General features: G+C 52.1%; 23 protein-coding genes. 12 read left to right on the top strand and 11 right to left on the bottom strand.

Annotation, left to right across the window (positions count from 1 at the left end; translation table 11 throughout):
* The first annotated feature begins 73 nt into the window (after positions 1–73).
* Together dld and M2371_RS07625 are read left to right on the top strand one after the other, a co-directional pair.
* On the top strand, positions 74–1,819 hold the full coding sequence (dld, locus tag M2371_RS07630) for a D-lactate dehydrogenase (protein WP_259267381.1): 1,746 nt from the start codon (positions 74–76) through the stop codon (positions 1,817–1,819).
* A 119-nt stretch (positions 1,820–1,938) separates the two neighbouring features.
* Positions 1,939–2,496, top strand: coding sequence for a GNAT family N-acetyltransferase (locus M2371_RS07625; RefSeq protein ID WP_259267380.1), 558 nt, complete (start codon positions 1,939–1,941; stop codon positions 2,494–2,496).
* 3 nt (positions 2,497–2,499) lie between these two features.
* Here the strand turns inward: M2371_RS07625 and pbpG are convergent, their stop codons facing one another.
* Both pbpG and M2371_RS07615 read right to left on the bottom strand, forming a co-directional pair.
* On the bottom strand, positions 2,500–3,450 hold the full coding sequence (gene pbpG / locus M2371_RS07620) for a D-alanyl-D-alanine endopeptidase (protein ID WP_259267379.1): 951 nt from the start codon (positions 3,448–3,450) through the stop codon (positions 2,500–2,502).
* A 266-nt stretch (positions 3,451–3,716) separates the two neighbouring features.
* Positions 3,717–4,304: a Yip1 family protein gene (locus M2371_RS07615; RefSeq protein WP_034494197.1), complete on the bottom strand. Its 588-nt coding sequence runs from the start codon at positions 4,302–4,304 to the stop codon at positions 3,717–3,719.
* A gap of 285 nt (positions 4,305–4,589) precedes the next feature.
* Here M2371_RS07615 and M2371_RS07610 point away from each other — a divergent pair, with 285 nt between their 5' ends.
* Both M2371_RS07610 and M2371_RS07605 read left to right on the top strand, forming a co-directional pair.
* Positions 4,590–5,816 carry a hypothetical protein gene (locus M2371_RS07610; RefSeq protein WP_259267378.1) on the top strand — a complete coding sequence of 409 codons (1,227 nt, stop codon included), beginning with the start codon at positions 4,590–4,592 and terminating at the stop codon, positions 5,814–5,816.
* A gap of 71 nt (positions 5,817–5,887) precedes the next feature.
* Positions 5,888–6,457, top strand: a complete 570-nt coding sequence (locus M2371_RS07605; RefSeq protein WP_172895131.1) for a DedA family protein — start codon at positions 5,888–5,890, stop codon at positions 6,455–6,457.
* Here M2371_RS07605 and M2371_RS07600 read toward each other — a convergent pair.
* Positions 6,454–7,227: an SDR family oxidoreductase gene (locus tag M2371_RS07600; protein ID WP_259267377.1), complete on the bottom strand. Its 774-nt coding sequence runs from the start codon at positions 7,225–7,227 to the stop codon at positions 6,454–6,456. The two genes, M2371_RS07605 and M2371_RS07600, sit on opposite strands and share 4 nt — an antisense overlap.
* Before the next feature lie 64 nt (positions 7,228–7,291).
* Entirely contained in the window at positions 7,292–8,740 is a 1,449-nt protein-coding gene (gene mdtQ / locus M2371_RS07595) for a multidrug resistance outer membrane protein MdtQ (RefSeq protein WP_259267376.1), read from the bottom strand.
* 256 nt (positions 8,741–8,996) lie between these two features.
* On the opposite strand from mdtQ, the gene M2371_RS07590 reads away from it, so the two are divergent.
* Together M2371_RS07590 and yohP are read left to right on the top strand one after the other, a co-directional pair.
* Positions 8,997–9,734 (top strand): bifunctional 2-polyprenyl-6-hydroxyphenol methylase/3-demethylubiquinol 3-O-methyltransferase UbiG, encoded by a 738-nt coding sequence (locus M2371_RS07590; protein ID WP_259267375.1) that lies wholly within the window; start codon positions 8,997–8,999, stop codon positions 9,732–9,734.
* A gap of 106 nt (positions 9,735–9,840) precedes the next feature.
* Positions 9,841–9,924 (top strand): small membrane protein YohP, encoded by an 84-nt coding sequence (gene yohP, locus M2371_RS07585; RefSeq protein ID WP_072011146.1) that lies wholly within the window; start codon positions 9,841–9,843, stop codon positions 9,922–9,924.
* 37 nt (positions 9,925–9,961) lie between these two features.
* On the opposite strand, the gene M2371_RS07580 is transcribed toward yohP, so the two are convergent.
* Positions 9,962–10,921, bottom strand: coding sequence for an MBL fold metallo-hydrolase (locus M2371_RS07580; RefSeq protein ID WP_259267374.1), 960 nt, complete (start codon positions 10,919–10,921; stop codon positions 9,962–9,964).
* Between the two features lie 77 nt (positions 10,922–10,998).
* Between M2371_RS07580 and M2371_RS07575 the strand changes: the two genes are divergently transcribed.
* The gene (locus M2371_RS07575; protein WP_172895148.1) at positions 10,999–11,922 is read left to right on the top strand and encodes a LysR family transcriptional regulator; all 924 of its coding nucleotides are present in this window, start codon (positions 10,999–11,001) and stop codon (positions 11,920–11,922) included.
* 15 nt (positions 11,923–11,937) lie between these two features.
* Here M2371_RS07575 and M2371_RS07570 read toward each other — a convergent pair whose 3' ends face one another.
* The 5 genes from M2371_RS07570 to rhlE all read right to left on the bottom strand — a co-directional run bounded on the left by M2371_RS07570 (position 11,938) and on the right by rhlE (position 18,720).
* Complete coding sequence (locus M2371_RS07570; protein WP_259267373.1) at positions 11,938–13,332, bottom strand: glycoside hydrolase family 1 protein; 1,395 nt, start codon at positions 13,330–13,332, stop codon at positions 11,938–11,940.
* Complete coding sequence (gene bglF, locus M2371_RS07565; protein ID WP_259267697.1) at positions 13,316–15,202, bottom strand: PTS beta-glucoside transporter subunit IIABC; 1,887 nt, start codon at positions 15,200–15,202, stop codon at positions 13,316–13,318. The genes M2371_RS07570 and bglF overlap by 17 nt, the downstream gene beginning before the upstream one ends.
* A gap of 151 nt (positions 15,203–15,353) precedes the next feature.
* Complete coding sequence (bglG, locus tag M2371_RS07560) at positions 15,354–16,196, bottom strand: transcriptional antiterminator BglG (RefSeq protein WP_172895152.1); 843 nt, start codon at positions 16,194–16,196, stop codon at positions 15,354–15,356.
* Between the two features lie 152 nt (positions 16,197–16,348).
* Positions 16,349–17,287: a tRNA dihydrouridine(16) synthase DusC gene (gene dusC, locus M2371_RS07555; RefSeq protein ID WP_259267372.1), complete on the bottom strand. Its 939-nt coding sequence runs from the start codon at positions 17,285–17,287 to the stop codon at positions 16,349–16,351.
* A gap of 68 nt (positions 17,288–17,355) precedes the next feature.
* The gene (gene rhlE / locus M2371_RS07550; RefSeq protein WP_115629980.1) at positions 17,356–18,720 is read right to left on the bottom strand and encodes an ATP-dependent RNA helicase RhlE; all 1,365 of its coding nucleotides are present in this window, start codon (positions 18,718–18,720) and stop codon (positions 17,356–17,358) included.
* Positions 18,721–18,972: 252 nt separating this feature from the next.
* On the opposite strand from rhlE, the gene cecR reads away from it, so the two are divergent.
* The 5 genes from cecR to M2371_RS07525 are packed head-to-tail and all read left to right on the top strand — an operon-like array spanning position 18,973 to position 24,642.
* Positions 18,973–19,668: a transcriptional regulator CecR gene (gene cecR, locus M2371_RS07545; RefSeq protein WP_172895156.1), complete on the top strand. Its 696-nt coding sequence runs from the start codon at positions 18,973–18,975 to the stop codon at positions 19,666–19,668.
* A complete protein-coding gene (hlyD, locus tag M2371_RS07540) occupies positions 19,658–20,659 on the top strand; it encodes a secretion protein HlyD (RefSeq protein WP_259267371.1) in 1,002 nt (333 codons plus the stop codon). Before cecR ends, hlyD begins: the two co-directional genes overlap by 11 nt.
* Positions 20,652–22,400, top strand: a complete 1,749-nt coding sequence (locus M2371_RS07535) for an ATP-binding cassette domain-containing protein (RefSeq protein WP_259267696.1) — start codon at positions 20,652–20,654, stop codon at positions 22,398–22,400. Before hlyD ends, M2371_RS07535 begins: the two co-directional genes overlap by 8 nt.
* Positions 22,387–23,526 carry an ABC transporter permease gene (locus M2371_RS07530; RefSeq protein ID WP_259267370.1) on the top strand — a complete coding sequence of 380 codons (1,140 nt, stop codon included), beginning with the start codon at positions 22,387–22,389 and terminating at the stop codon, positions 23,524–23,526. The genes M2371_RS07535 and M2371_RS07530 overlap by 14 nt, the downstream gene beginning before the upstream one ends.
* A gap of 9 nt (positions 23,527–23,535) precedes the next feature.
* The gene (locus M2371_RS07525; protein ID WP_034494163.1) at positions 23,536–24,642 is read left to right on the top strand and encodes an ABC transporter permease; all 1,107 of its coding nucleotides are present in this window, start codon (positions 23,536–23,538) and stop codon (positions 24,640–24,642) included.
* Here M2371_RS07525 and M2371_RS07520 read toward each other — a convergent pair.
* Positions 24,604–25,014 carry a YbhQ family protein gene (locus M2371_RS07520; protein WP_259267369.1) on the bottom strand — a complete coding sequence of 137 codons (411 nt, stop codon included), beginning with the start codon at positions 25,012–25,014 and terminating at the stop codon, positions 24,604–24,606. The genes M2371_RS07525 and M2371_RS07520 overlap by 39 nt on opposite strands.
* Positions 25,015–25,137 lie beyond the last annotated feature (123 nt).

The following is a 25,137-nucleotide window of genomic DNA, read 5'->3' as shown; positions in this document are numbered from 1 at the left end:
ACGTTTAAGAAGATTCATTATCGATTTGCGAGCTATGCTTGTAGTCGTCAATATTTTCCCAAGGAGCGGATAAATGCCTAACCCTACCCCATCCCAAAAACAAACATTTATAAACGAACTGAACCGTCTGGTGGGCAGCCAGCATGTGTTAACGGATGCGGCTAAAACCGCGCGCTATCGTAAAGGTTTTCGCTCCGGCCAGGGCGATGCGTTAGCCGTGGTTTTCCCCGGCACGCTGCTTGAGTTATGGCGCGTCCTGAGCATCTGCGTCAGCACCGACAAAATCATTTTGATGCAGGCCGCCAATACCGGACTGACCGAAGGTTCGACACCAAACGGCAATGATTACGACCGTGAAATTGTCATTATCAGCACCCTGCGTCTCGATAAATTGCAGCTCCTGGATGGTGGTAAACAGGTGCTGGCCTTCCCTGGCAGCACGTTGTATCAACTGGAAAAAGCGCTGAAACCGCTGGGACGCGAACCCCATTCGGTGATTGGTTCGTCGTGCATTGGCGCGTCGGTGATCGGCGGGATTTGTAATAACTCAGGCGGCTCGCTGGTGAAACGTGGCCCGGCGTATACCGAGATGGCGCTGTATGCGCGCATTGATGAGCAAGGCAAGTTAACGCTGGTGAACCATCTGGGGATTGATCTGGGTGTTACGCCGGAACAAATTCTCGGCAAGCTCGATGATGAACGCGTGAAACCTGAAAACGTGCTGCATGATCAGCGCCAGGCATCCGATAAAGATTACGCCGAACGTGTACGCGATGTGGATGCCGACACGCCATCACGCTTTAACGCTGACCCAAGCCGCCTGTTTGAAGCCTCAGGTTGCGCCGGGAAACTGGCCGTTTTTGCGGTACGCCTCGATACGTTTGTCGCCGAAAAGCAAAATGAAGTCTTTTACATCGGCACCAATCAACCAGATGTGCTGACTGAAATCCGCCGTCATATTCTGGCTAATTTTGAAAACCTGCCGGTGGCGGGCGAATACATGCACCGCGATATTTACGATATTGCTGAAGTATATGGCAAAGACACTTTCATGATGATCGACAAGCTGGGCACCGACAAAATGCCGCTGTTTTTCACATTGAAAGGCCGTACTGACGCCTGGTTTGAAAAAGTCCCGTTTGTTAAACCTCACTTTACTGACCGTGTGCTACAGCGCGTGAGCGGCTGGTGTCCGAGCCATTTGCCTCCACGCATGAAAGAGTGGCGTAGTAAGTACGAACATCATTTGCTGTTGAAGATGTCGGGTGACGGTATTAGCGAAGCCCGCAACTGGCTTGAGAGCTATTTCCAACAGGCCGAAGGGGACTTTTTTGTCTGTACCCCAACCGAAGGCGCGAAAGCGTTTTTACACCGTTTCGCCGCAGCCGGAGCCGCTGTACGTTATCACTCCGTTCATGCCAATGAAGTGGAAGATATTCTGGCGCTCGATATTGCCCTGCGTCGTAATGACCAGGAATGGTTCGAGCAATTACCAGCGGAAATCAGCAATCAGATTAGTCACAGCCTGTATTACGGCCACTTTATGTGTCATGTATTCCATCAGGATTACATCGTCAAAAAAGGGGGGGATGTTCACGCGTTGAAGGAGCAAATGCTAGAACTGCTCCGCACCCGGGGTGCGCAATATCCGGCGGAACATAACGTCGGGCATTTATACGAAGCGCCAGACAGCTTAAAACAGTTTTATAAGGCAAATGACCCTACAAACAGTATGAATCCAGGCATTGGCAAAACCACGAAGCATAAATGGTGGGAGGAGCAAACCTGTAGCCATACTCATCACCACGATCCCCATTAAGTTTGGGTGTCAACCACCAGAACAGGGGCTATTCTTCGCTTACTTTTCGTACTAGATTAGACTATCGCAAAGTGGTGTGACCACATGCCACTTTGGTTCTTTGGGTACAGGAGCGAGAAATGTCAGTGCTCGAAACATTACCGATAGCGCGATTGCAGGTTCGTGACGCAACGCCTGATGATATCCCGGCCATCACTGCTATTTATGAGTGGCATGTGTTGCATGGCCGTGGATCTTTTGAGGAAACGCCGCCCACGCAGGCTCAGATGTCTGAACGCTTGCAAGCCGTTCGTTCCCAGGAACTTCCCTGGCTGGTCGCCTTGCATAGCGGCATTGTGGTGGGTTATAGCTACGCAACCGCTTATCGCCCGCGTCCGGCGTACCGTTTTACCCTGGAAGAATCCGTTTACATTGATGCCAGCATGACCGGGCGAGGAGTCGGGCGCGAGTTATTAACCCAATTGATCGCTATCTGTGAGCAAGGACCATGGCGACAAATGGTGGCCATTATTGGCGACGGTGAAAACAACACGGGTTCATGTCGTCTGCATAGGCAGTTAGGTTTTGAAGTGGCCGGGCAGTTGCGAAGTGTTGGGTTTAAGCTTGGCGCATGGCGCGATACGTTGATTATGCAGCGTCCGCTCAATGATGGGGACCGGACGCCACCAGTTGTTTAGCCCTTAATCATCCAGGGCATTGCCCTGCGTGCTATTGCTCGCCATTTGCGCCGCTTTTTGCTTTTTATAAGCCAGAGCGGAACCTGGAACTGGCGTCACCTTGCCGCTTTCCAGGTAATTACGCAGACGGTTTGCATCCGCAAAGTGCGTATATTTTCCGAATGCGTCCAGCACCACTAATGCCACCGGACGATTGTTAATCATGGTGCGCATCACTAAACAATGGCCTGCGTTGTTCGTAAAGCCGGTTTTGGTCAGCTGAATATTCCATTTGTTGTTGTAAACCAAATGGTTGGTGTTACGGAATGGCAGCGTATATGCCGGATTAGCAAAGGTCGCCATATCTTCTTTGGTGGTGCTCAACTGGCCAAGCAGCGGGTATTGCTTCGAAGCAATCAATAGTTTAGACAAGTCACGCGCCGTGGAAACGTTTTGAATCGATAACCCCGTTGGCTCAACATAACGTGTGTGCGTCATGCCCAGAGATTTCGCTTTCGCATTCATCGCACGAATGAATGCGTTGTAGCCGCCAGGATAATGGTGCGCGAGACTCGCCGCTGCACGGTTTTCCGATGACATCAGCGCCAGTAGCATCATATCTTTGCGATTAATTTTGCTGTTCAGTCGAACGCGAGAATAAATCCCTTTCATTTCAGGCGTCTGGCTAATGTCGACACTCAGCATTTCATCCATCGGCAATTTGGCATCCAGCACCACCATCGCCGTCATCAATTTGGTGATTGATGCGATGGGACGGACCAAATCCGGATGGCTGGAATAGAGAACTTTGTTGGTTTGCAAATCGACAATCATGGCGCTACCGGAAGCAATTTCCTGCCCGGCAGACTGTTGTACGGTCGATGGTACGGCAGCTTTATTCGCGGCCTGGGATGCGAATGGTACGGCAATCATCAGCGCAAGGCTGAGCAACGAGAGACGGATTTTTGTCGGCATGTTGACACTTCTGTAATGATTCAATTATACCCGTCATACTTCAAGCCGCATCTTTGTTGGCTACGTTCGCTCGCCCGAATCACTTAGTTGACTAAGCTCATCGGGATTCGCTCTCTTGCCGCCGCGATGCGACTCGAATTATTTTGGGTATGTGTAATGTGCTCAGCAAATCTATTCTCTGGATGTATGAATAGAACGAGGCGCCAGCATAATACGCTGACGCCCCGGAAAACTGCCACTATTGAATCGTAATTGTTTTTATCTCCTCAAAAGAGGCGATAACCATAACCCCACAAAATGACACTCAGCGCTAACAGCACCTCCAGCACCAGCACACCAATGGCGAGCGTTGAGCTAGAAAAGCTCATCCCCTCTTCTTTATTGATGCCCAGGAACTCAGGTACGCCGACATACAGCAGATAGCCGGTATAAATCAAGGCTGCCGCCCCCACCAGCACACACAACCACACCAGCGGATAAAGTGCCACCAGGCCACTTAAAAACAGCGGGGTTGCGACATAGCCCGCAAACACCATGCAACGAGCCAGTGACGGGCGATGCGGATAATTTCGCGCCATCCACCAGATAACGCGCCCCATCACGGCAACGCCTGCCAACATCAGTGCATAAAACAGTACGCCTAAATAGAATCCGGTAAACATCGACAATTGAACGAACGTACCGTCACCAAAGTTCCAGCCAATTTGGGTTGTGCCAATAAATGCACAGATAACCGGAATGGCCGCCATGATTAGCACATGGTGAGTGTAGTGATGCGATACCGTTTCGTTCTCGCGTTTTATGGTCTGCATTTCACGGTTCGGGTGGGAGAATAGTCCCCAGACATGACTCATAACGCCTCCTGACAAACGAGTGAGCACAGTCAAAGTATAATGCACAGCGGCTTGATTGTTTTTTAATCAGTTGAAAATAACCAGGGTGAGAAGGTTAGCGAATTTAATACCGTTACGTTGACGAAACGGCAAAAGCGTCATATTTAAATAACCTACCGACTTATTCCTTCCAGGATTGTTCCCGATGTAGTGCCGTAACCAATGAGCCTGTCGTCACAAGATGACCTTGTTATTTCTCACCCGTGGTGAGAAACGCACACTTATTGGATTTTTACGGAAAACATCATGTTAAAAGCACTTCACCAGGCGCTGGCTGGAAAGCCATGGCTGCAATTACTCGGCTGGTCTTTTATTGTGTCCTCTATCGGGAACGGCCTGACCTATATCGTTATTTTCAGTGAATTAATTCGTCTTTCTGTGCCACCCGCATCGCTGGCTATCGCCTATGTGCTATCCACCGCACCCGGTTTAATCGGCAGTAAAATTGGGGAACGGTTTTGCAGCAAGGCAAACCCATTTCAAATTCTGATTGCCGGTGAATGCCTCGGGCTTTTAGGGCTTGCACCCCCTTTTATTGCGGTGATGAATGGCTCTGTGGCGCTATTTTTTGTCGCACAGAGCATCTGTGCATTTACCCTCGGCATGACCTTCCCGGCTATCAGCAAAATATTTAAAACGGGCCTTAGCGAGAAAGAGCTTCCGGCGGCGACCGCACTCGAAACGCTAATTTTTGCCTGCAATGTCATCTTTGGCGTTGGACTGGGGCTGATATTGCTGGGGCATATCAGCGTTATCGCATTGCTGTGTATCGACCTGACAAGCTTCGCTGTTGCACTGATACTGCTGGGTTTGTCTAAGTCACAGTTTCGCCAGAGTTTTTCTGTCGTATCCGTATCAGCGGCAAAAGTCCGTTGGAGATCGATTTCCGGCACACAGCGACGGGCAATTTTGCTTTTACCACTGCTGGCTTGTGCCGGAGCACCGGCAATGGCGCTGTTACCGAGTTTGGTTCCAGCAACTTTTTCTGCCCGTGAAGCACAAAGCCTGGCGCTGGCCTTACTTTTCGCGCGCAGTCTTGGGCAATTAGTGGGACCGTTGATTCTGAATCCGGAAAAATTCGAAAAATACAGCAACAGCAATCTGCTGATGCTCGGATGCCTGTTCATTTTTATCGCCTGTTACGGGCTGGTTCCTTTCATGCCGTCACAATATCCGGCGCTGATTCTGGTATTTACCGCCCACATTTTCTCGAATGTCGTTGCCTCGCTGGCGGTTTATGCCCTACTGAGAAAATTTAATGAAGATCTGGTTCCCGGAGCCATAGCCAAAAGTTATCGCTGGCAGATGATCGTCACGTCTGTGGTTTCCGTTGGCGCAGGTTACAGCGCCCAATATTTTGGCGTGGCGTACGCACTTTATTTGTTCAGCGGGGCGGGATTTGCACTGATTGTTGTGCTGTCGTTCAGCGGGCATTGGTTAAAACAAAAGTCCGCCGCGTTAAGGATTGAATAGCGAATACGGAGGAACACAGCAGCAAGCGCTATACTGTTGTTGAACAACAACAAGGAGTTACATAATTCACTGTGGATATTAATAATCTGATTGAGCATTACGGTTATGCCGCACTGATCATCGGCAGTATGGCAGAAGGGGAAACCGTGACGCTGCTAGGCGGCGTTGTGGCTCACCAGGGGCTGTTGAAATTCCCACTGGTGGTGCTGTCTGTGGCGCTCGGCGGAATGATTGGCGACCAATTGTTGTATCTGATTGGCCGCCGCTTCGGCGGCTCGATTAAAGAGCGTTTCAAAAAACATCAAAAGAAAATCAATAAAGCGCAGCGGCTGATCAACCGCCATCCATATTGGTTCGTGATTGGCTCGCGCTTTATGTATGGTTTTCGTGTGATTGGCCCCATTTTGATTGGGGCCAGCCGCCTGCCGCCAAAGATATTTCTGCCGCTCAACATTCTGGGCGCCATTCTTTGGGCAATGCTGTTTACAACACTGGGGTATGTCGGAGGAGAAGTCGTTGGCCCATGGCTACATAACCTGGACCAACATATTAAGCACTGGATTTGGCTACTGGGCGTGGTTGCCGTGGTCTGGCTGGCGCGTTACTGGTTTAAACATCGCGAGAGCAAACAGCAGGATTAGCCTTTGGGTTTGAAGTGAGGGTTGGCGAACATAAAACCGCCATCCACGATAAACGATTGCCCGGTGGTGTAGCTGGCGCTATCTGAACATAGCCATGCAACCAGGCTGGCAATTTCTTCCGTTTCCCCTGCTCGCCCGAGCGGGATTTCAGGGATTTTGCTTTTAGCTCCGTCGCCTTCGCTCATGTTATTCATCGGCGTGGCGACAGCGCCTGGTGCCACTGCATTCACCAGAATCTTGTGATGAACCAGTTCCATTGCCATTGATTTAGTCAGCCCGCCCAGTGCATGTTTGGCGGCAGTATAAGCGCAGGCATCCGGCAGCGGGGTGTGCTCGTGAACGGAGGTGATATTCACAATCCGCCCACCCTGCCCCTGCGAAACCATCGCCCGCGCGACTTTTTGTGAACATAAAAATGCGCCGTCCACGTCCACAGTAAACAGCTCTCGCCACTCTTCGAGAGTGACATCAAGAAACGCATTTTTACTCATCGCCCCCGCGTTATTCACCAGCGCATCGACGCGCCCGAAGCGAGCAATCAGCTCATCAATACCCGCAGCACCGTCTGGCAGATGGGCTAAATCGAGTTGAACCGTTTCCGCTCGCCTGCCAAACCCTCTGACCTGACGCGCAGTTTCTTGCGCGCCTTGTTCATCAGAATGCCAGGTGATGCCCACATCGAACCCCTGCTCTGCCAGTATCAACGCACATTTTTTGCCGATACCGGAATCCGCCGCCGTGACGATAACCACTTTATTCGCCGTACTCATCACCACCTCCAGGCTAAGTTCAATCAGCTTTTAATTATAGGAGGTGGCGAGAGAATCGCGTCTGTTATGCCTTACCAGATTGATGATAACCGCCACCGAGCGCGGAGATTAACTGCACGTCAGCATTGAGCCACTGCCCGTGGAGTTGAATAGCTTTCGCCTGTTCTGACAGCTCCGGCAAGGTTGCAGCACTGAATCTGGCTCCTGAAATCACACCTGCTTTATAACGCGCCTGAGCAAGAGTTGTGAGTTTATGAGTGCCTTGCAATACCGTCTTCTGATGCTGGTTTTCAGCCGCTATAGCGTTCAACTGGCTGGCCGCTTTTTCAACGTCATTCACCGCACCGACCACCGCTTTGTTGTAGCTGGCAATCGACAAATTACTTTCTGCGCGAACAATATCGAGGTTCGCATTCAGTCGGCCACTGTCGAAGATAGGCAGCGTGAAGCCGCCGATAATGCCCATTTGCTGCGCCGAGCCACGGAACAAATCACTCAGGTGCAGTGCATCATTTTGCAGGAACGCCCCCAGGTTCACATCCGGGTAAAACGCAGCTTTTGCGGCATCAACACTGCTCAATGAGGATTCGATATACCAGTGCGCTTCCTGAAGGTCCGGGCGGCGCGCCAGCAGTTCATACCCCATATTTTCAGGCACGCTCGATTTCACCTTCGGCAGTTCGACACGTCGGATATTGGAAGCTGCATGCGCATCGCCGGTAATTGCAGCAAGCTGCGCTTTAGCAATATTGATGCGCCCTTCGATGTCATCGAGTTGCTGCTGGGTTTTCACGTAATCAATATTCGGTTCAACATCATCAACCGATGAATTGATCCCTTGCGCATAAAGTTTTGTCTCGACATCAACAATGTTTTTCTGTGCCGCAAGGGTTTGCTGTTTGACATCTTTTAACGCCAGCAGCGTTTGCATATCCCAATACAAGCGCACGACGTTTGCCGAAATCACCTGCTTGGCCTGGGCAAGTTCAGCCTGTTTCGCTCTCATGACGCCCACTTTCGCTTCCACTTCCGAGCGATTTTTGCCCCACAAATCCAGATCCCAGCTTGCCGTCAGCCCAAAGGTACCATTGGTGTAATACGGGCCGGTGGTGCCAGCCGCCGGGTCAGTCAATGCAAACGGACCCATCACCCCTTCCTGAGACATTTTCTGACGCTCAATATTGGCGGAAAAATCCATTTGCGGGCCGTCACTGGCTTCCTGCATTTGCGTCTGCGCCTGCGCAAGTTTAATGCGCTGCTCCACGACGGCCAGATCCGGAGAGTCTTTCAGCGAACGTTCAACCAACGTATTAATCTGGCTGTCATGATAATCACGCCACCAGTCACTGCCCGGCCAACCATGCGCCAGTTCAGGAGGAAGTTTGGTATCCAACTGTTGTGGAGGAGTTTTTTGTGCGAGAGGTGCATCGTTATTGTGCATTGGCGCACAGCCAGACAAAACGAGCATTAACGCGACGCCAGTCGCCGCGAGAGGGAAACGTGAGGAAGTCATAATTAGCCACAGAGTAAAAGAAAGCGCTCAGGTTACGCATTCCGTTACGCAAAAGTTTAGGTATCAGTGGCAATACACACGAGGTTAATAAGGGATACAATTTGAAACTAGTTTATATAGATTATTATTTTTCACCTATAAATAACCGTAGCAACCATTCACAGCATTAGTCTACTTTCCCAGCAAATCCTTTCCCCAGGTTAATAACTTCATTAGACTTCTTCTGCCAATCACGGCTTTGCGAACAGGAGTTGCAATGACACAAAATATCTATGATAACCCGGCATTTTTTGAAGGATACGCCACTCTCGACCGCTCCACTAAAGGGTTAGATGGCGCGCCGGAATGGGCAACCATGCAAACATTTTTACCACCGTTACAAGGTAAAACGGTGGTGGACTTAGGCTGCGGATACGGTTGGTTTTGCCGCTACGCACGTGACCAGGGTGCAGCAAATGTGTTGGGCCTGGATGTCTCATTGAAAATGCTCGAAAAGGCCCAGGAAATGACGACGGGCGCAGGCATTGTTTATCGCCGTGAAGATCTGGAGCAGTTACAGCCGGAAGTGCAAAGTGTTGACCTGTTTTACAGCTCGCTGGCGCTGCATTATCTGGAAAATATTCCGGCACTTTTCAATACGCTTTATCAGGCGCTGGTTCCCGGTGGCATGCTGGTGTTTTCGGCAGAGCATCCGATTTATACCGCCCCGTTGCAACAAGGCTGGATGACCGATCAGACCGGGCAAAAATCCTGGCCGGTGAATCATTATCAGCAGGAAGGCGTGCGTATCAGCAACTGGTTTGCCGATGGCGTAAAGAAACAACATCGCAAACTTTCGAGCTGGATAAACGCGCTTATTGCCAGCGGTTTTATTATCGAAAAGCTTGATGAATGGGGGCCTGCCGCTGAACAAATCGCCCAGAACCCGGCGTTGGATGAAGAAAAAGAACGCCCGATGATTTTCCTGTTGGCTGCGCGTAAGCCTCTAATCTAATTCACTTCAATTTATCTCAATTTGCGTTTTTGGGGAGGCAACTCCCCCCGCTCCGCACTTCCTTGCCTATACTGTTTAAACACTAGCCATAAGATAGGGAGTCGTGATGAAAATTATTCTTTGGGCAATTTTGATTATCTTTATTATTGGCTTATTGGTCGTAACCGGCGTGTTTAAGATGATTTTCTGAAAACAGCGGGTGCCACCACAATGGCGGCACCCCTTTGTTATTTTATTCCCTTCGCACTGTAATTAACGGGCACCCATCGATACCCGGCCCCCTCTTTCTTAACATGCCCAAATCCTGGAAACGCAATATGCGCAGCAGCGACCCAATCCCCTTGCTGGGCTATCTGCTGTAGCACGCGTTCGCGTGTCGCAATGGCCTGCTTTTGGTCGACATCAAAATGGATAGCGACATCCGGATCCGGAATCTGTACGGCTTTGGCATGAATAATATCGCCCCACAACATCATGGTTTGGCCGCCGTGACTGACGCGGTAAATCACGCTGCCTGGCGTATGACCTGCGGCTGGAATGGCCGTGATACCAGGAATGATCTCTGTCGGCGCATGAAACGTTTCCAGTTTGCCCGCATTAATAACAGGCCGCATTGACTGTTCGGACTCGGCAAACGTGTGGCGCTGGCTTTGCTCAACTTTGCTGATATTCGCCGGATTGAGCCACCAGTCGACATCTTTTTGTTCAACGCGCACAACTGCGTTTGGAAATGCAGGTTTGCCATTAAATTCAACGCCGCCTGAATGGTCACCGTGAATATGCGTCAGCAGTACCAGATCGATGCTTTCTGGTGGAAACCCTGCAGCACGTAAATTATCCAGCAAATGCCCACCGTCTTTCCCAAACAGCGCCCCCGCTCCGGTATCCACCAGAATTACCTGTTTGCCGGTATTAATCACAAAGGTGTTGATTGAAGTTTCCGCCGCTGGGGTCATCGAATCCTGAGCCATACGTTGCTGTAATTTCTGCGGGGAAATACGGGTTAAAAGTTTGTCGAGCGGCACCACGACGGTACCGTCCGAAACAGCCGTAACCTGCCAGTCACCCAGCATCATCCGATAAAAACCAGGAGCCTGCTGCGGGTTAATAGGCAATGATTGTGCAAAAGAATTTGTTGCCAGCGCACTACCAGCCAGCAAAGCTAAAATTGTTAACGTGGTTTTCATTTTGTCCTCAAAAGTCGGTTCAACTTGCGGACAGTGTCGGCCAGGCTTTATTATCACTCCAATTGATTGGAGAAATAATGACTATCAAAGAAAGTGATTTTCGCAAAATAGACCTCAACTTATTGATTGCGTTTGCGGTTTTATTTCGCGAACAGAGTGTGTCTCTGGCGGCGGATAAGCTACATCTCGGCCAGCCCGCAGTCAGCGGTTCGCTGGCACGTTTGCGTGAAATGTTTGATGACCCGCTTTTTATTCGCAGCGGCCATCGCATGCAGCCCACGGCGCGTGCAACGGAGCTGCATACAGAATTGATGCCACTGCTGGAACAGTTGCAAAGCGCGTTGTTCCAGCAGGCGGAGTTTCACCCCGCTTCAGCAAAAGCGACAATCACCATCGGCATGACTGACTGGGTAGAAATGTGGCTGATGCCACAACTGCTGCCAGCGCTGCGCGCGCAGGCGCCAGGCGTGCGCCTGAATGTCGTCGCCAGTGACCCTTTTACGGACGCGCAGCGCCTGGAAGGTGGGGATTTGGATATGGCCATCAGCGTGGCAAACCAGTCCGCTCGGTGGATGGAACGCGAACTTCTGACGCCGATGGAGTTCGTGACGCTCTGGCATCCGTCGCAGTTGCAACTCGCCGCCCCGCTTTCTGCGGAGATTTATGCTGCGCAACAGCATGTTTTGGTGAGCTACCGCGAAGCGACCAGCAGCCATATCGACACCGTGTTAGCCCGGCAAAATTTGAAACGTGAGATTAACTACACCACCCCGCACTTTTCCGCGCTGCCGGGACTATTAAGCATGATGCCGATACTGGCAACTGTGCCGCAGGGGTTGTGTGAGAATTGGCAGAAAACCTGGGGACTGTGCAGCAGCCCGGTGCCGCTGGATATTGCGCCATTTGAAGTGGCGTTGTTGTGGCATCAGCGCCATAACAGCGATGCAGCGCTGATGTGGGTGCGCGGGTTTATTAAGCGAATGGTGAGTGAGCGGGGTTAACCCCCGCCCCAACAATTATCCTTTCAAACTCGCGCCATTGGTCGCAATCACTTCTTTATACCAGTTGAAGCTTTTCTTGCGTGAACGTGCAAGCGTACCGTTACCTTTGTCATCGCGATCCACATAGATAAACCCGTAGCGCTTAGACAACTCCGCCTTCGATGCACTCACCAGGTCGATCGGTCCCCAGCAGGTGTAACCCAGCACCTCAACACCATCTTCAATCGCTTCGCGTACCTGAACTAAGTGGTCGTTGAGATAGCTGATGCGATAATCATCATGCACCGTCCCATCGGCTTCGAGTTTATCCTTCGCCCCTAAGCCGTTTTCAACAATAAACAATGGCTTCTGATAACGATCCCACAGCTTGTTGAGCAAAATACGCAGGCCGATTGGGTCGATTTGCCAGCCCCATTCGGAACTCGCCAGGTGCGGGTTTGGCACCATGTTTAGAATATTGCCACGTGCTTTCTCATTGAGTTCTTCATCAGCAGTGACGCATCCGGACATGTAGTAACTAAAGGAGATAAAGTCGATGGTCGCTTTCAGCGCTTCGCGGTCACTCTCAGAGATTTCCAGCTTGATGCCGTTGTCGCGGAAATAGCGCAGCATATAACCCGGATATTCACCGCGACATTGCACGTCGCCAAAGAACAACCAGTTACGATTTTCCTGCATGGTTTCCAGCACATCTTCGGGCTTGCAGCTCAACGGATACACCAGGCCGCCCAGCAGCATGTTGCCGATACGCGCATCAGGAATGATTTCGTGGCAGGCTTTTACCGCCAGCGCACTGGCAACGAGTTGGTGGTGAATCGCCTGGTAAATTTCAGCTTTACTGCTGGTTTCAGAGATCCCAACGCCCGTCATCGGCGCGTGTAGCGCCATGTTGATTTCGTTGAACGTCAGCCACAGCTTCACTTTACTTTTGAAACGTGTGAATACGGTACGCGCATAACGCTCAAAGAAGGTGATGGTTTCACGGTTGCCCCATCCACCGTAGTTTTTCACCAGGCCCCACGGCATTTCGTAATGCGAAAGCGTGACCATCGGCGTGATGTTGTGTTTCGCCAGCTCATCGAACAGACGGTCATAGTATGCAAGACCCGCCTCGTTAGGCTGAGTTTCGTCACCGTTCGGGAAGATACGCGTCCAGGCAATGGACACGCGCAGGCAGCTAAACCCCATTTCCGCAAACAACGCGATATCTTCTGGGTAGCGATGGTAGAAATCGATCGCGATATCTTTAAGGCCAAAATCACCCGGTTTGCGCTCAACGGTGTCGCTTAATACGCCATTCGGTTGCAGGTCGGAGGTGGAAATGCCCTTCCCATCCTCGAGCCATGCGCCTTCTACCTGATTTGCAGCGATCGCGCCGCCCCACAGAAACGTTTTAGGAAATGCTTTCATTTACTTCTCCTTTGTTTAAAACCGTCAGGAACGGCATACCTGAATCAATTACATGGTCGTTAGTATTTCGCGTCACACTCGCGTACTCGTCGCTATTGCTGATAATGACGGGGGTTGCGAGGTCGTATCCGGCATCCAGAATCGCTTGCCTGTCGAACTCAATCAGCAAATCGCCGGGCTTAATTTTGTCCCCCACTTTCACATGGGTGGTGAAGTACTGACCATTCAGTTTTACCGTATCAATACCAATATGAATCAGCACTTCGATGCCGCTATCGCTAAGCAAACCAATGGCGTGGCGGGTCTGGAATAACGAGGCGACTTCACCATAAAACGGTGCGATAACTTTGCCGGTCAGCGGGATTATCGCTGCCCCTTCGCCAAGCAAACCGCTGGCGAAAGTGGAATCTGGAACCTGATCCATCGCCAGTACCGTTCCGCTCATCGGCGCAAGGATCTCGTTCTCGCGCGGTTTCGTCACAACAGGCGCGTTAACTTCTGTACGGGGTAAACCCGCGATGCATGTCATAACGCAGGCTAATACCAGCGACAACAGCGTTCCGAAAACAGCGCCCCACACGGTTGCATCCACGCCGCCTGGCGGAATCATTTGCGCGAAGGAAAAGATGTTGGCGAAGCCAAACGAATAGACGTTTGTCTGGCTGAACCCAACAATCACGCCGCCAACGGCACCGGCAACACAGCCGAAGATAAACGGGCGGCGATTGGGCAGCGTCACCCCATACACAGCAGGTTCAGTTATACCGAAGATCCCTGCGGTGAACGCGGAGCCTGCCAGCACTTTAAGCTTCTCATCGCGGGTACGAATGAGTACACCTAAGGTCGCCCCCATCTGCCCCATGACGGCGGGCAATAACAGCGGCATCATCGTGTCGTGACCGAGCACGCTCAGGTTGTTAATCATCAGCGGGACTAATCCCCAGTGCAGTCCGAAGATGACACACACCTGCCACATAGCCCCCATCACGCCGCCTGCAAGCCACGGTGCCAGGGCATAAATTGCCTGGTACCCATGAGCTAACATCTGGCTTAGCCATGTCGCGACCGGGCCAATCAACAGAAAGGTCAGTGGAACCGTGATGGCAAGACAAAACAGCGGGGAGAAGAAGTTACGCATCGCAGAGGGCAACAGCTTGTTGCCCTGTTTTTCCAGCCAGCAACTCACCCACGCGGCTAAAATAATCGGGATAACTGAAGAACTGTAGTTAATAAAAGTGACAGGAATACCGAGGAAGTATTCGGTGGCGGCACCCGCCTGGCTACTGGCCTCTAAGGCCTGCATCACCACCGGATGCGTCAGCGCCCCACCGATAGCCATGGTAACGAATGGATTCCCGCCAAATTTTTTACCTGCCGTGTAACCCAGCGCCAGAGGGAAGAAGTAAAACAGCGAATCACTGGCGGCGAACCACAGTTTATATGTCCCGCTTTCGGTCGTTAGCCAGCCAAAAACCACCGCCACGGCGAGCAAGCCTTTGAGAATACCGGAGGCCGCCATCACACCGATAAACGGCGTAAATACTGCTGATACAATATCAATCAAGCGGCTGAGAATATTAACCTTTTCACCCGGTTCAGACGCTGGCTGAACGCCATCTTCAACAATTCCGGCCTCAGCACACACCGCGTTGTAAACATCGTGAACATGATTACCAATCACCACCTGGAACTGCCCGCCGCTTTCCACCACCATAATCACGCCAGGGTTATTTTTCAGCGCCTGCGCATCAGCCTGTTTCTGATCTTTGAGCTTAAAACGTAAGCGCGTGGCACAGTGGACCAGGCTGATAATATTTTCTCTCCCACCGACATGGGTCAGAATATCTCTTGCAACATCTTGATATCCCATCATTCTTTCCTTTCACCTTTCGGCATATATGACTGAGTAAAGTAAAAAAAAACCTGAGACCGACTTCCCTCGAGGAGAAGCCAGTGCTCAGGTTTTGCCTGCCGCAGCAGTAACAATCCGTTTTTGTTTTCGTCGGCCTTTCGGCACGCCGTTATGAAACTTTAAGACTCTCTTTGCGCACCCGCTCAATGTGAATTGCGAGGAACATAATTTCTTCTGTCGTTAACTCTCGTTGATATTCCGTCATCAGATGGCGACTGAGTTTTTCAGCACAACGCCAGGCGTGCGGGTAATTATCTTTCACCGCCGCATGTAGCGTGACATCGTCATCTGCCACCACGTTGCGGCTCAGCATTCGTTGGGCAAAAAACTTCAGATGCGTAACAAAGCGCTGATAACTCAGACTCTCTTCGTCATACTCAAACCGCAGTTGGTATTTCACAATCTGCAAGATTTCCTGCATCACCCGGGTCACGTGCATCACTTCCGGCATTTCGCTGTTCAACTGCGCAGTCACCAGATGCAGAGCAATAAACCCTGCCTCATCTTCCGCTAATTGAACATTCAGGCGCTTTTCGATGATGGTCAACGCTTCATGGCCGAGCAAAAATTCTTTGGGATAAAGACGCTTAATTTCCCACAGCAAGACGTTGCGAATCACCACTCCCTTCTTTTGCCGCTCGATAGCAAAATGGCAGTGATCGGTCAGCGTGATGTACAGGCTTTCTTGTAACTTACCCAGGCGCTGACGCGAAAGCTCAATAATACGATCGCAGGTGGTCATCACTTCCAGCGGGATTTGGCTAAGTAATTCGCCTAACCGCGCAACCAGTTCGTCACTTTTCAGGGCAAACACTTTCTCAATCTTGTCGTTTTCCAGGTTGTCGCCAATATGCTTCTGAAAGCCCAGGCCACGCCCCATCACCACTTGTTCACGTCCATGTTCGTCAAGAATCACCACGACATTGTTATTGAGTATTTTGGCGATTTTCATCAGTACCCCAGAAACAAAAAAACCTGACCTCCGGCAGGAGCCAGAAAATCAGGTTTTGCCTGCCGCAGCAGTAACAATCCAACAATGACACTCTATCAGCTTCGAAACATCACTCAAACGAATGAATTGAAAATCGTGACGAAGATCGCGGCTTAACGTACCGGGTTACAAATCACGCGGGCGATGTCCGCAGAATGCTTAAGTGTACGAATCTCAGTAAACAAGTCCGTTGCTTCAACATATTCTTTACGCAAGTATCCCAGCCACTGCTTGATGCGCGCCACGTGATACATCCCGGTATCGCCCTGCTTTTCGAGTTGGCTATATTTTTGCAGCAATTTCACTACATCCGGCCATGGCATACGCGGCTCGTTGTATTTGATCACGCGGCTTAAATTGGGGATATTGAGCGCGCCGCGGCCGATCATCACCGCATCGCAGCCCGTTGCCGCCATGCAATCTTGCGCGCTTTGCCAGTCCCAGATTTCGCCATTAGCAATCACCGGAATCGACAAACGCTGGCGGATTTCGCCAATCGCTGCCCAGTTTATCCGCTCGGCTTTATAACCGTCTTCTTTGGTGCGCCCGTGAACGACAAGCTCGGTCGCACCGGCCTGCTGTACGGCGTCAGCAATTTCAAACTGCCGGGAATCGCTGTCCCAACCCAGCCTGATTTTAACGGTGACAGGTAAATGCGCAGGCACCGCTTCACGCATCGCTTTCGCGCCACGGTAAATTAAGTCGGGATCTTTGAGTAGAGTGGCACCGCCGCCGCTGCCGTTCACCAGTTTAGAAGGACAACCGCAATTGAGATCAACGCCCCAGGAGCCAAGTTCCACCGCGCGGGCCGCGTTTTCAGCCAGCCATTGCGGGTGTTGCCCCAGTAATTGAACGCGCACTAACGTACCGGATGATGTGCGGCTGACCTGATGCAGTTCCGGGCAAAGTTTATAGAAGGATTTTGCTGGCAAAAGCTGATCGACCACGCGCAAGAACTCGGTGATACACAAGTCGTAGTCATTAACCTCTGTCAGCAGTTCCCGAACGAGCGAGTCGAGAACGCCTTCCATTGGTGCCAGTAGCACGCGCATAACATTTCCCGGTAAAAAAAAGAGGCGCTATGTTAGCGCCTCTGTTTGAGTTGGCAAAGCCTAATTAATTATGCTGATGCTGGCTTGCGTGGCGGACGACGACGACCATTAGCGCCCGCTGGTTTTGCGCCATCTGCCTGTGGGCGAGATGGGCGACGCGGTGCATTGCTGCGCTCAGATGATGCGCCACCATTGCCACCACGACGTTGACCCTGGCCCTGACCACCGCCGTTGCCACGACCGCCGCCACGCTGCTGCTGGCGACCGTTAACGATAGGCTCGGCTGGGATAGTTGGGTCCACTTCGTACCCTGGAATCGCCATACGCGGCACTTCACGTTTAAGCACGCGTTCAATGTCACGCAGCAGTTTGTGTTCATCAACACACACCAGAGACAGCGCCTCACCCGTTGCCGCAGCACGGCCAGTACGGCCGATACGGTGCACGTAGTCTTCCGGTACGTTTGGCAGTTCGTAGTTCACAACGTGTGGCAGTTCTTCGATATCCAGGCCACGCGCGGCGATGTCCGTTGCTACCAGCACACGGATGCCACCGTTTTTGAAGTCAGCCAATGCACGAGTACGCGCGCCCTGGCTCTTGTTACCGTGGATGGCCGCAGCAGTGATACCGTCTTTGCCCAGCTGTTCTGCCAGGTGGTTTGCACCATGTTTGGTACGGGTAAACACCAGCACTTGCTGCCAGTTACCTTCGCCAATCATCTGTGACAGCAGTTCTCTTTTACGTTTTTTATCAACGAAATGAACGTGCTGAGTCACTTGCTCAGAAGCGGTGTTGCGACGCGCCACGGAAACTTCTTCCGGGTTGTGCAACAGCTTTTCAGCCAGGCCTTTAATATCGTCAGAGAAGGTCGCGGAGAACAGCAGGTTCTGGCGACGAGCAGGCAGTTTTGCCAGCACGCGACGGATATCGTGGATAAAGCCCATGTCCAGCATGCGGTCAGCTTCATCCAGTACCAGGATTTCTACCTGGTCGAGTTTAACTGCGTTCTGGTGTTCTAAATCCAGCAGACGGCCCGGTGTTGCCACCAGCACATCGACACCGCTACGCAGTTTCATCATCTGTGGGTTAATGCTCACGCCGCCGAAAACCACCAGCGAACGGATATCTAAATATTTGCTGTAGTCGCTGACGTTTTCACCAATCTGAGCAGCAAGCTCACGGGTTGGCGTCAGGATCAGGGCGCGCACTGGGCGACGGCCTTTCGCATGCGGCTGTTTGTCTACCAGGCGCTGCAACAGCGGCAAGGTAAAACCAGCGGTTTTGCCGGTGCCGGTTTGGGCACTGGCCATCAGGTCACGACCGGCTAAAACAACCGGGATCGCCTGACGTTGAATAGGGGTAGGCTCACGATAGCCCTGCTCTTCCACTGCACGCAGAATATCGGCGTTCAGGCCGAGAGAATCAAAAGACATTTGGAACTCCAGAATCGCCCTGACCGCGAGGTGCGGTGTAGTTTCCAGGGGTTCGTATGACGCCAGTCATTCTGGCGCAAGAGAGGGGCACAAACCACGGTGCCGTAAGCCGCGCAGTGTAACAGGTTTTGTGACTTTGCGCACAAATTCTATTTTTCGATGCATTCACAAGATAAATGTTTGGAACTGGACACTGCGATATCGAGAGCCTACTCTTAATCAATCGATTGATTAACTTTTTAAGAGGTCGGTATGAACGCGACACCGACGCCGGTAACTTCCCGTGGTGAGCAGGCAAAAAACACGCTAATTACAGCCGCCATCGCGCAATTTGGTGAATATGGCTTGCACGCCACGACCCGTGATATCGCCGCACTCGCCGGGCAAAACATTGCCGCCATCACTTACTATTTCGGCTCGAAAGAAGAGCTGTATATGGCGTCCGCGCAATGGATTGCTGATTTCATCACCCACAATTTCCAGCCTCACGTCAAACGTGCCGAAGCTATTCTCAGCCAGGAAAATCCAGACAAACCGCAGATACGCGAGCTGATTCATACCGCGTGCGAGCACATGATTATCCTGCTGACCGCCGATGAAACGCTGAACCTGAGCAAATTTATATCCCGCGAACAGCTTTCACCCACTCCGGCCTATCAGCTGATTCACCAGCAAGTGATTGCGCCGATGCACACGCATCTCACCACGCTCGTCGGCCGCTATACGGGTCGCAGCCCCGATGACACCGCCACAATTCTTCATACCCATGCGCTGCTTGGGCAGGTGCTGGCATTTCGTCTCGGGCGGGAAACCATTTTGCTCCGCGCCGGGTGGACAACGTTTGATCAAGAAAGCGTGAAACAAATCAGCGATGTGGTGCGCAGCCATATCGATTTCATTTTGCAGGGGTTAGCGAGCCAACGAGGAAATGCCAGCAATGAAAAGTAAAAAGCCGATCGTTATCGCCGTGGTGGTTATCGCGCTTATCGCCGCAGGGACAGGCGGTTGGATGTGGTACAAAAGCCAACAAGAGCAAGGGTTGACGCTGTACGGCAACGTGGATATCCGCACCGTCAATTTGAGTTTCCGCGTTGGCGGGCGTCTTGCGGCGTTACAGGTTGACGAAGGTGATGCGATTAAAGCTGGCGAACCGCTAGGTGAGCTGGACCAGGGGCCATACCAAAATGCGCTGCTTCAGGCACAAGCTAACGTCGCCGCGTCACAGGCTAAGTTTGATTTGATCATCGCCGGATACCGCGACGAAGAAATTGCCCAGGCCGCAGCGCAGGTCAATCAAGCCCAGGCGGCATTTGATTACGCGCAGAACTTTTATCAGCGCCAGCAGGGTTTATGGGCCAGACGCGTGATTTCTGCCAACGAACTGGAAAATGCGCGTTCATCCAGCGATCAGGCCAAAGCCACGCTGAAAGCGGCGCGCGACAAATTGAGCCAGTACCGCACCGGGAACCGTCCACAAGAAATTGCCCAGGCGCAGGCCAGCCTGCAACAGGCGAAAGCCCAACTTGCTCAGGCACAATTAGATTTACAGGACACCACGTTGGTTGCGCCCTCCGACGGCACATTGCTGACCCGCGCAGTTGAACCTGGCAGCATGCTGAATGCCGGAAGCACCGTGCTAACGCTTTCTCTGACTCGCCCGGTTTGGGTGCGAGCTTACGTCAGCGAAGTGAGTCTGAATCAGGCGAAACCAGGAACCGAGTTGCTGGTTTACACCGATGGCCGCCCGGATAAGCCGTATCACGGCAAAATCGGTTTCGTTTCACCAACCGCTGAGTTCACGCCGAAAACCGTCGAAACGCCGGATTTGCGCACCGATCTCGTGTATCGCCTGCGCATTATCGTCACCGACGCCGATGACGCACTGCGTCAGGGAATGCCGGTCACGGTGAAATTCAACGATGAAAACGCGCATGAGTAGCCAGGACGGCATCATTGCCCTGCACGGGCTAATGAAACAATTTCCGGGGCAGGAAAAGCCTGCGGTCGCACGCCTAGAATGCGAGATTCATACCGGATCGGTTACCGGTCTGGTCGGCCCTGACGGTGCCGGGAAAACCACGCTAATGCGCATGCTGGCAGGTTTATTAAAACCTACAGAAGGCACGTCCAGCGTGATTGGGCTTGATCCGGTGGAAGACGACCGCGCTCTGCACGCCGTTCTGGGATACATGCCGCAAAAATTTGGCCTGTATGAAGATTTAACGGTAATGGAAAACCTGAATTTGTACGCCGATTTACGTGGCGTAACGGGCGAGGAACGCAAAAACACCTTTAAGCGCCTGCTGGAATTCACCGCCCTTGGGCCGTTTACCACCCGGCTTGCCGGGAAGCTCTCAGGCGGCATGAAGCAAAAGCTCGGCCTCGCCTGCACCCTGGTCGGCCAGCCAAAAGTGCTGCTGCTTGATGAACCCGGCGTCGGCGTCGACCCGATTTCGCGCCGCGAACTGTGGCAAATGGTGCATGAACTCGCCGGTGACGGCATGTTGATTCTGTGGAGCACGTCGTATCTCGATGAAGCCGAACAGTGCCGCGACGTGTTGCTGATGAACGAAGGCGAACTGCTCTACCATGGCGCGCCGAAAGAGCTGACGCAGCAAATGGCCGGGCGCTCGCTGCTGGTGAGCCACGGTGAAGAAAACAACCGCAAACTGTTGCAACGTGCGCTGAAATTACCGCAGGTCAGCGACGGCGTGATTCAGGGGCGATCGGTGCGCCTGATCCTCGCCAAAGATGCCTCTCTTGAAGATCTCAGCCACGCGCTTGATGTGCCACCCGACAGCATTTCACAAACCGAGCCCCGTTTTGAAGATGCCTTTATCGACCTGCTCGGCGGTGCCGCCACTCAGGAATCTCCGCTGGGGAAAATCCTGCATACGGTAGAAGGAACAGCAGGCGAAACGGTTATCCGGGCGGAATCATTAACCAAGAAATTCGGCGATTTTGCGGCGACGGACAACGTGGATTTCACCGTCCAACGCGGTGAGATTTTTGGCCTGCTGGGGCCGAACGGCGCAGGGAAATCCACCACCTTTAAAATGATGTGCGGCTTGCTGGTGCCCACTTCTGGCAAAGCGCTGGTGCTGGATATGGACTTAAAAACCAGTTCCGGCAAGGCACGCCAGCATCTGGGTTACATGGCGCAAAAATTTTCGCTCTACGGCAACTTAACCGTGGCGCAAAACCTGCGATTTTTCTCCGGCGTGTACGGCCTGCGTGGCAAAGCGCAGGAGGAAAAAATCAATCGCATGAGCGAAGCCTTCAGCCTGCAACCGATTATGAACAGCTCTACGGATGCACTGCCGCTCGGTTTTAAACAACGCCTGGCGCTGGCGTGCTCGTTAATGCATGAGCCAGACATTTTGTTTCTCGATGAACCGACTTCAGGCGTTGACCCGATTACGCGCCGCGAATTTTGGTTGCACATCAATAGCATGGTGGAAAAAGGCGTCACGGTGATGGTGACGACGCACTTTATGGATGAAGCGGAATACTGCGACCGTATTGGGCTGGTGTATCGCGGCAAGCTGATTGCCAGCGGCACGCCGGATGACCTGAAAGAGCAAGCGGCCGATGACGAGCAAACTGACCCGACGATGGAACAGGCGTTTATTACGCTGATTCATCAATGGGATAAGGATCACGAGCATGAGCGAACATAATCAGGCCGTTTCCTGGCGCCGCGTGCGCGCCCTGTGCGTGAAAGAAACTCGCCAGATTGTACGCGACCCCAGCAGTTGGTTGATTGCGGTGGTGATTCCGTTACTGCTGCTGTTTATTTTTGGCTACGGCATCAACCTGGACTCCAGCCGCCTGCGCGTAGGCGTGTTACTGGAACAGCAAAGCGAGGAAGCGCTGGATTTCGCCCACACCATTACCGCATCGCCTTACATCGACCCGACCATTAGCGATAATCGTCAGCATCTGATTCAGTTGATGCAGGCGGGTAAGATTCGCGGCCTGGTGGTTATCCCAACCAACTTCGCGCAAAACATGGCACGCGCAGGTGCGACGGCTCCGGTGCAGGTTATTACTGATGGCAGCGAGCCGAATACCGCCAACTTTGTGCAAGGTTACATGGAAGGTATCTGGCAAATATGGCAACAGCAACGCGCGGAAGACCGGGGCGAAAAATTTGAACCGCTAATCGATGTGCAGCTCCGTTACTGGTTTAACCCGGCGGCTATCAGCCAGCATTTTATTATCCCCGGCGCAGTCACCATCATTATGACGGTGATTGGCGCGATTCTGACGTCCCTGGTGGTGGCGCGGGAATGGGAGCGCGGCACCATGGAAGCGTTACTCTCGACACAAGTCACGCGTACCGAGCTGCTGCTGTGCAAACTCCTGCCCTATTACGTGCTCGGAATGCTGGCGATGCTGCTGTGTATGCTGGTGTCGGTATTTATTCTCGGCGTGCCCTATCGCGGTTCTCTGCTGATTCTGTTCCTGGTAACCAGCCTGTTTTTACTCAGCACATTGGGTATGGGGCTGTTGATTTCGACGATTACCCGCAACCAGTTTAATGCCGCCCAGGTGGCGCTCAACGCCGCATTCTTGCCGTCTATCATGCTGTCCGGCTTTATCTTCCAGATTGACAGTATGCCGGCGATTATCCGCGCGGTGACTTACGTGATTCCTGCCCGTTATTTTGTCAGCACGCTACAAAGCCTGTTTCTGGCGGGGAATATTTCGACTGTATTGATTATCAACGTGCTGTTTTTAATTGCTTCGGCGGTGATGTTTATCGGCCTGACGGCGCTAAAAACTAAACGCCGTCTCGACTAGGGGAACGCGATGTTTTATCGACTCTGGACTTTAATTCGCAAAGAGCTGCAATCCCTGCTGCGCGAGCCGCAAACCCGCGCGATTTTGATTCTGCCCGTGGTGTTGCAGGTGGTGCTGTTCCCATTTGCCGCCACACTTGAAGTTACCAACGCCACTATCGCGATTTATAACGAAGATAACGGCAGCCATTCGGTTGAACTGACTCAGCGTTTTGCACGCGCCAAAGCGTTTAGCCATGTGCTGCTGCTGAAAAGCCCGCAGGAAATCCAGCCGACCATCGACAACCAAAAAGCACTGCTGCTGATTCGCTTCCCGGCCGATTTCTCACGTGATATCGCAAGCCAGCAGCAAGCCAAACTGCAAATTATTCTCGATGGGCGTAATTCAAACAGTGCGCAAATTGCCGCAAATTACCTGCAACAGATTGTGAAGAATTACCAGCAGGAACTGGTGTCCGGGCAGCCAAAACCGAATAACAGCGAACTGGTGGTGCGCAACTGGTATAACCCGAATCTGGATTACAAATGGTTCGTAGTGCCGTCATTGATTGCAATGATCACCACTATCGGCGTGATGATTGTGACGTCACTTTCGGTCGCCCGCGAACGCGAGCAAGGTACGCTTGATCAGCTACTGGTTTCTCCGCTGGCAACCTGGCAAATCTTTGTGGGCAAAGCAGTGCCTGCACAAATTGTGGCGATTGGCCAGGCAACCATTGTGCTGGGCGTGGGGATCTGGGGTTATCACATTCCGTTTTCCGGCTCGCTTTTGCTGTTTTACTTCACGATGCTGATTTACGGGTTGTCGCTGGTGGGATTTGGTTTGTTGATTTCAGCTCTTTGTTCAACGCAACAGCAGGCGTTTATCGGCGTGTTCGTCTTTATGATGCCAGCGATTTTGCTCTCGGGGTACGTTTCACCCGTAGAGAATATGCCGGTGTGGCTGCAAAACCTGACGTGGGCGAATCCGATTCGGCATTTCACCGATATCACCAAGCAGATTTATTTGAAGAACGCGAGTTTTGATATTGTGTGGGGAAGTGTGTGGCCGCTATTGGTTATCGCGGCCACCACGGGTTCAGCGGCGTACTGGATGTTTCGGCGCAAAATTGCCTGAGGTTTTATCTTTGGCGAGCAGCGAATAAATAATCGGCCCGGCAATCATCGCAATACCCGCACCAACGAGCAGAAACTTGTTTTCGACGACGCGTGACAGTAGCCACAGGACAATCATCGCGTTGCCGAAATACCAGGTGGTAGTCAGCTCTTCAAGAAAATCACCGATATCACGTAACCGCCCTGTCCGCACACGGTGCAGGGCGAACATCAAAATTACTGTTGCTGCATACAGCAAACATAGCCCTATGCCGACCGGTATGAGGGTGGCAGTTTTCCAGCCAACGAGCAGCGCACAGACCACACCCAGATGCAGCATTATCTGCCAGCAGCTTAGGCCTGTCGTCACTTGTACACGTTGTTGCCATTTCATTATTTCTCTCCTGGCCGCTATTTCCTGTCTTTCAGAGTACCGCAGTATGCGGAAAATTCCGTAACGCGGCACCTATTTGTGACAGAGACTACACTTTATTTTCATCAGGATGTTAACAATGCC

The sequence above is a fragment of the Buttiauxella sp. BIGb0471 genome, from assembly GCF_024807715.1.
In the GTDB taxonomy this organism is placed as follows: Bacteria; Pseudomonadota; Gammaproteobacteria; order Enterobacterales; family Enterobacteriaceae; genus Buttiauxella; species Buttiauxella agrestis.
Note: the sequence above shows the minus strand (reverse complement) of the source record. Positions and strands in the feature narration are given on the sequence as shown.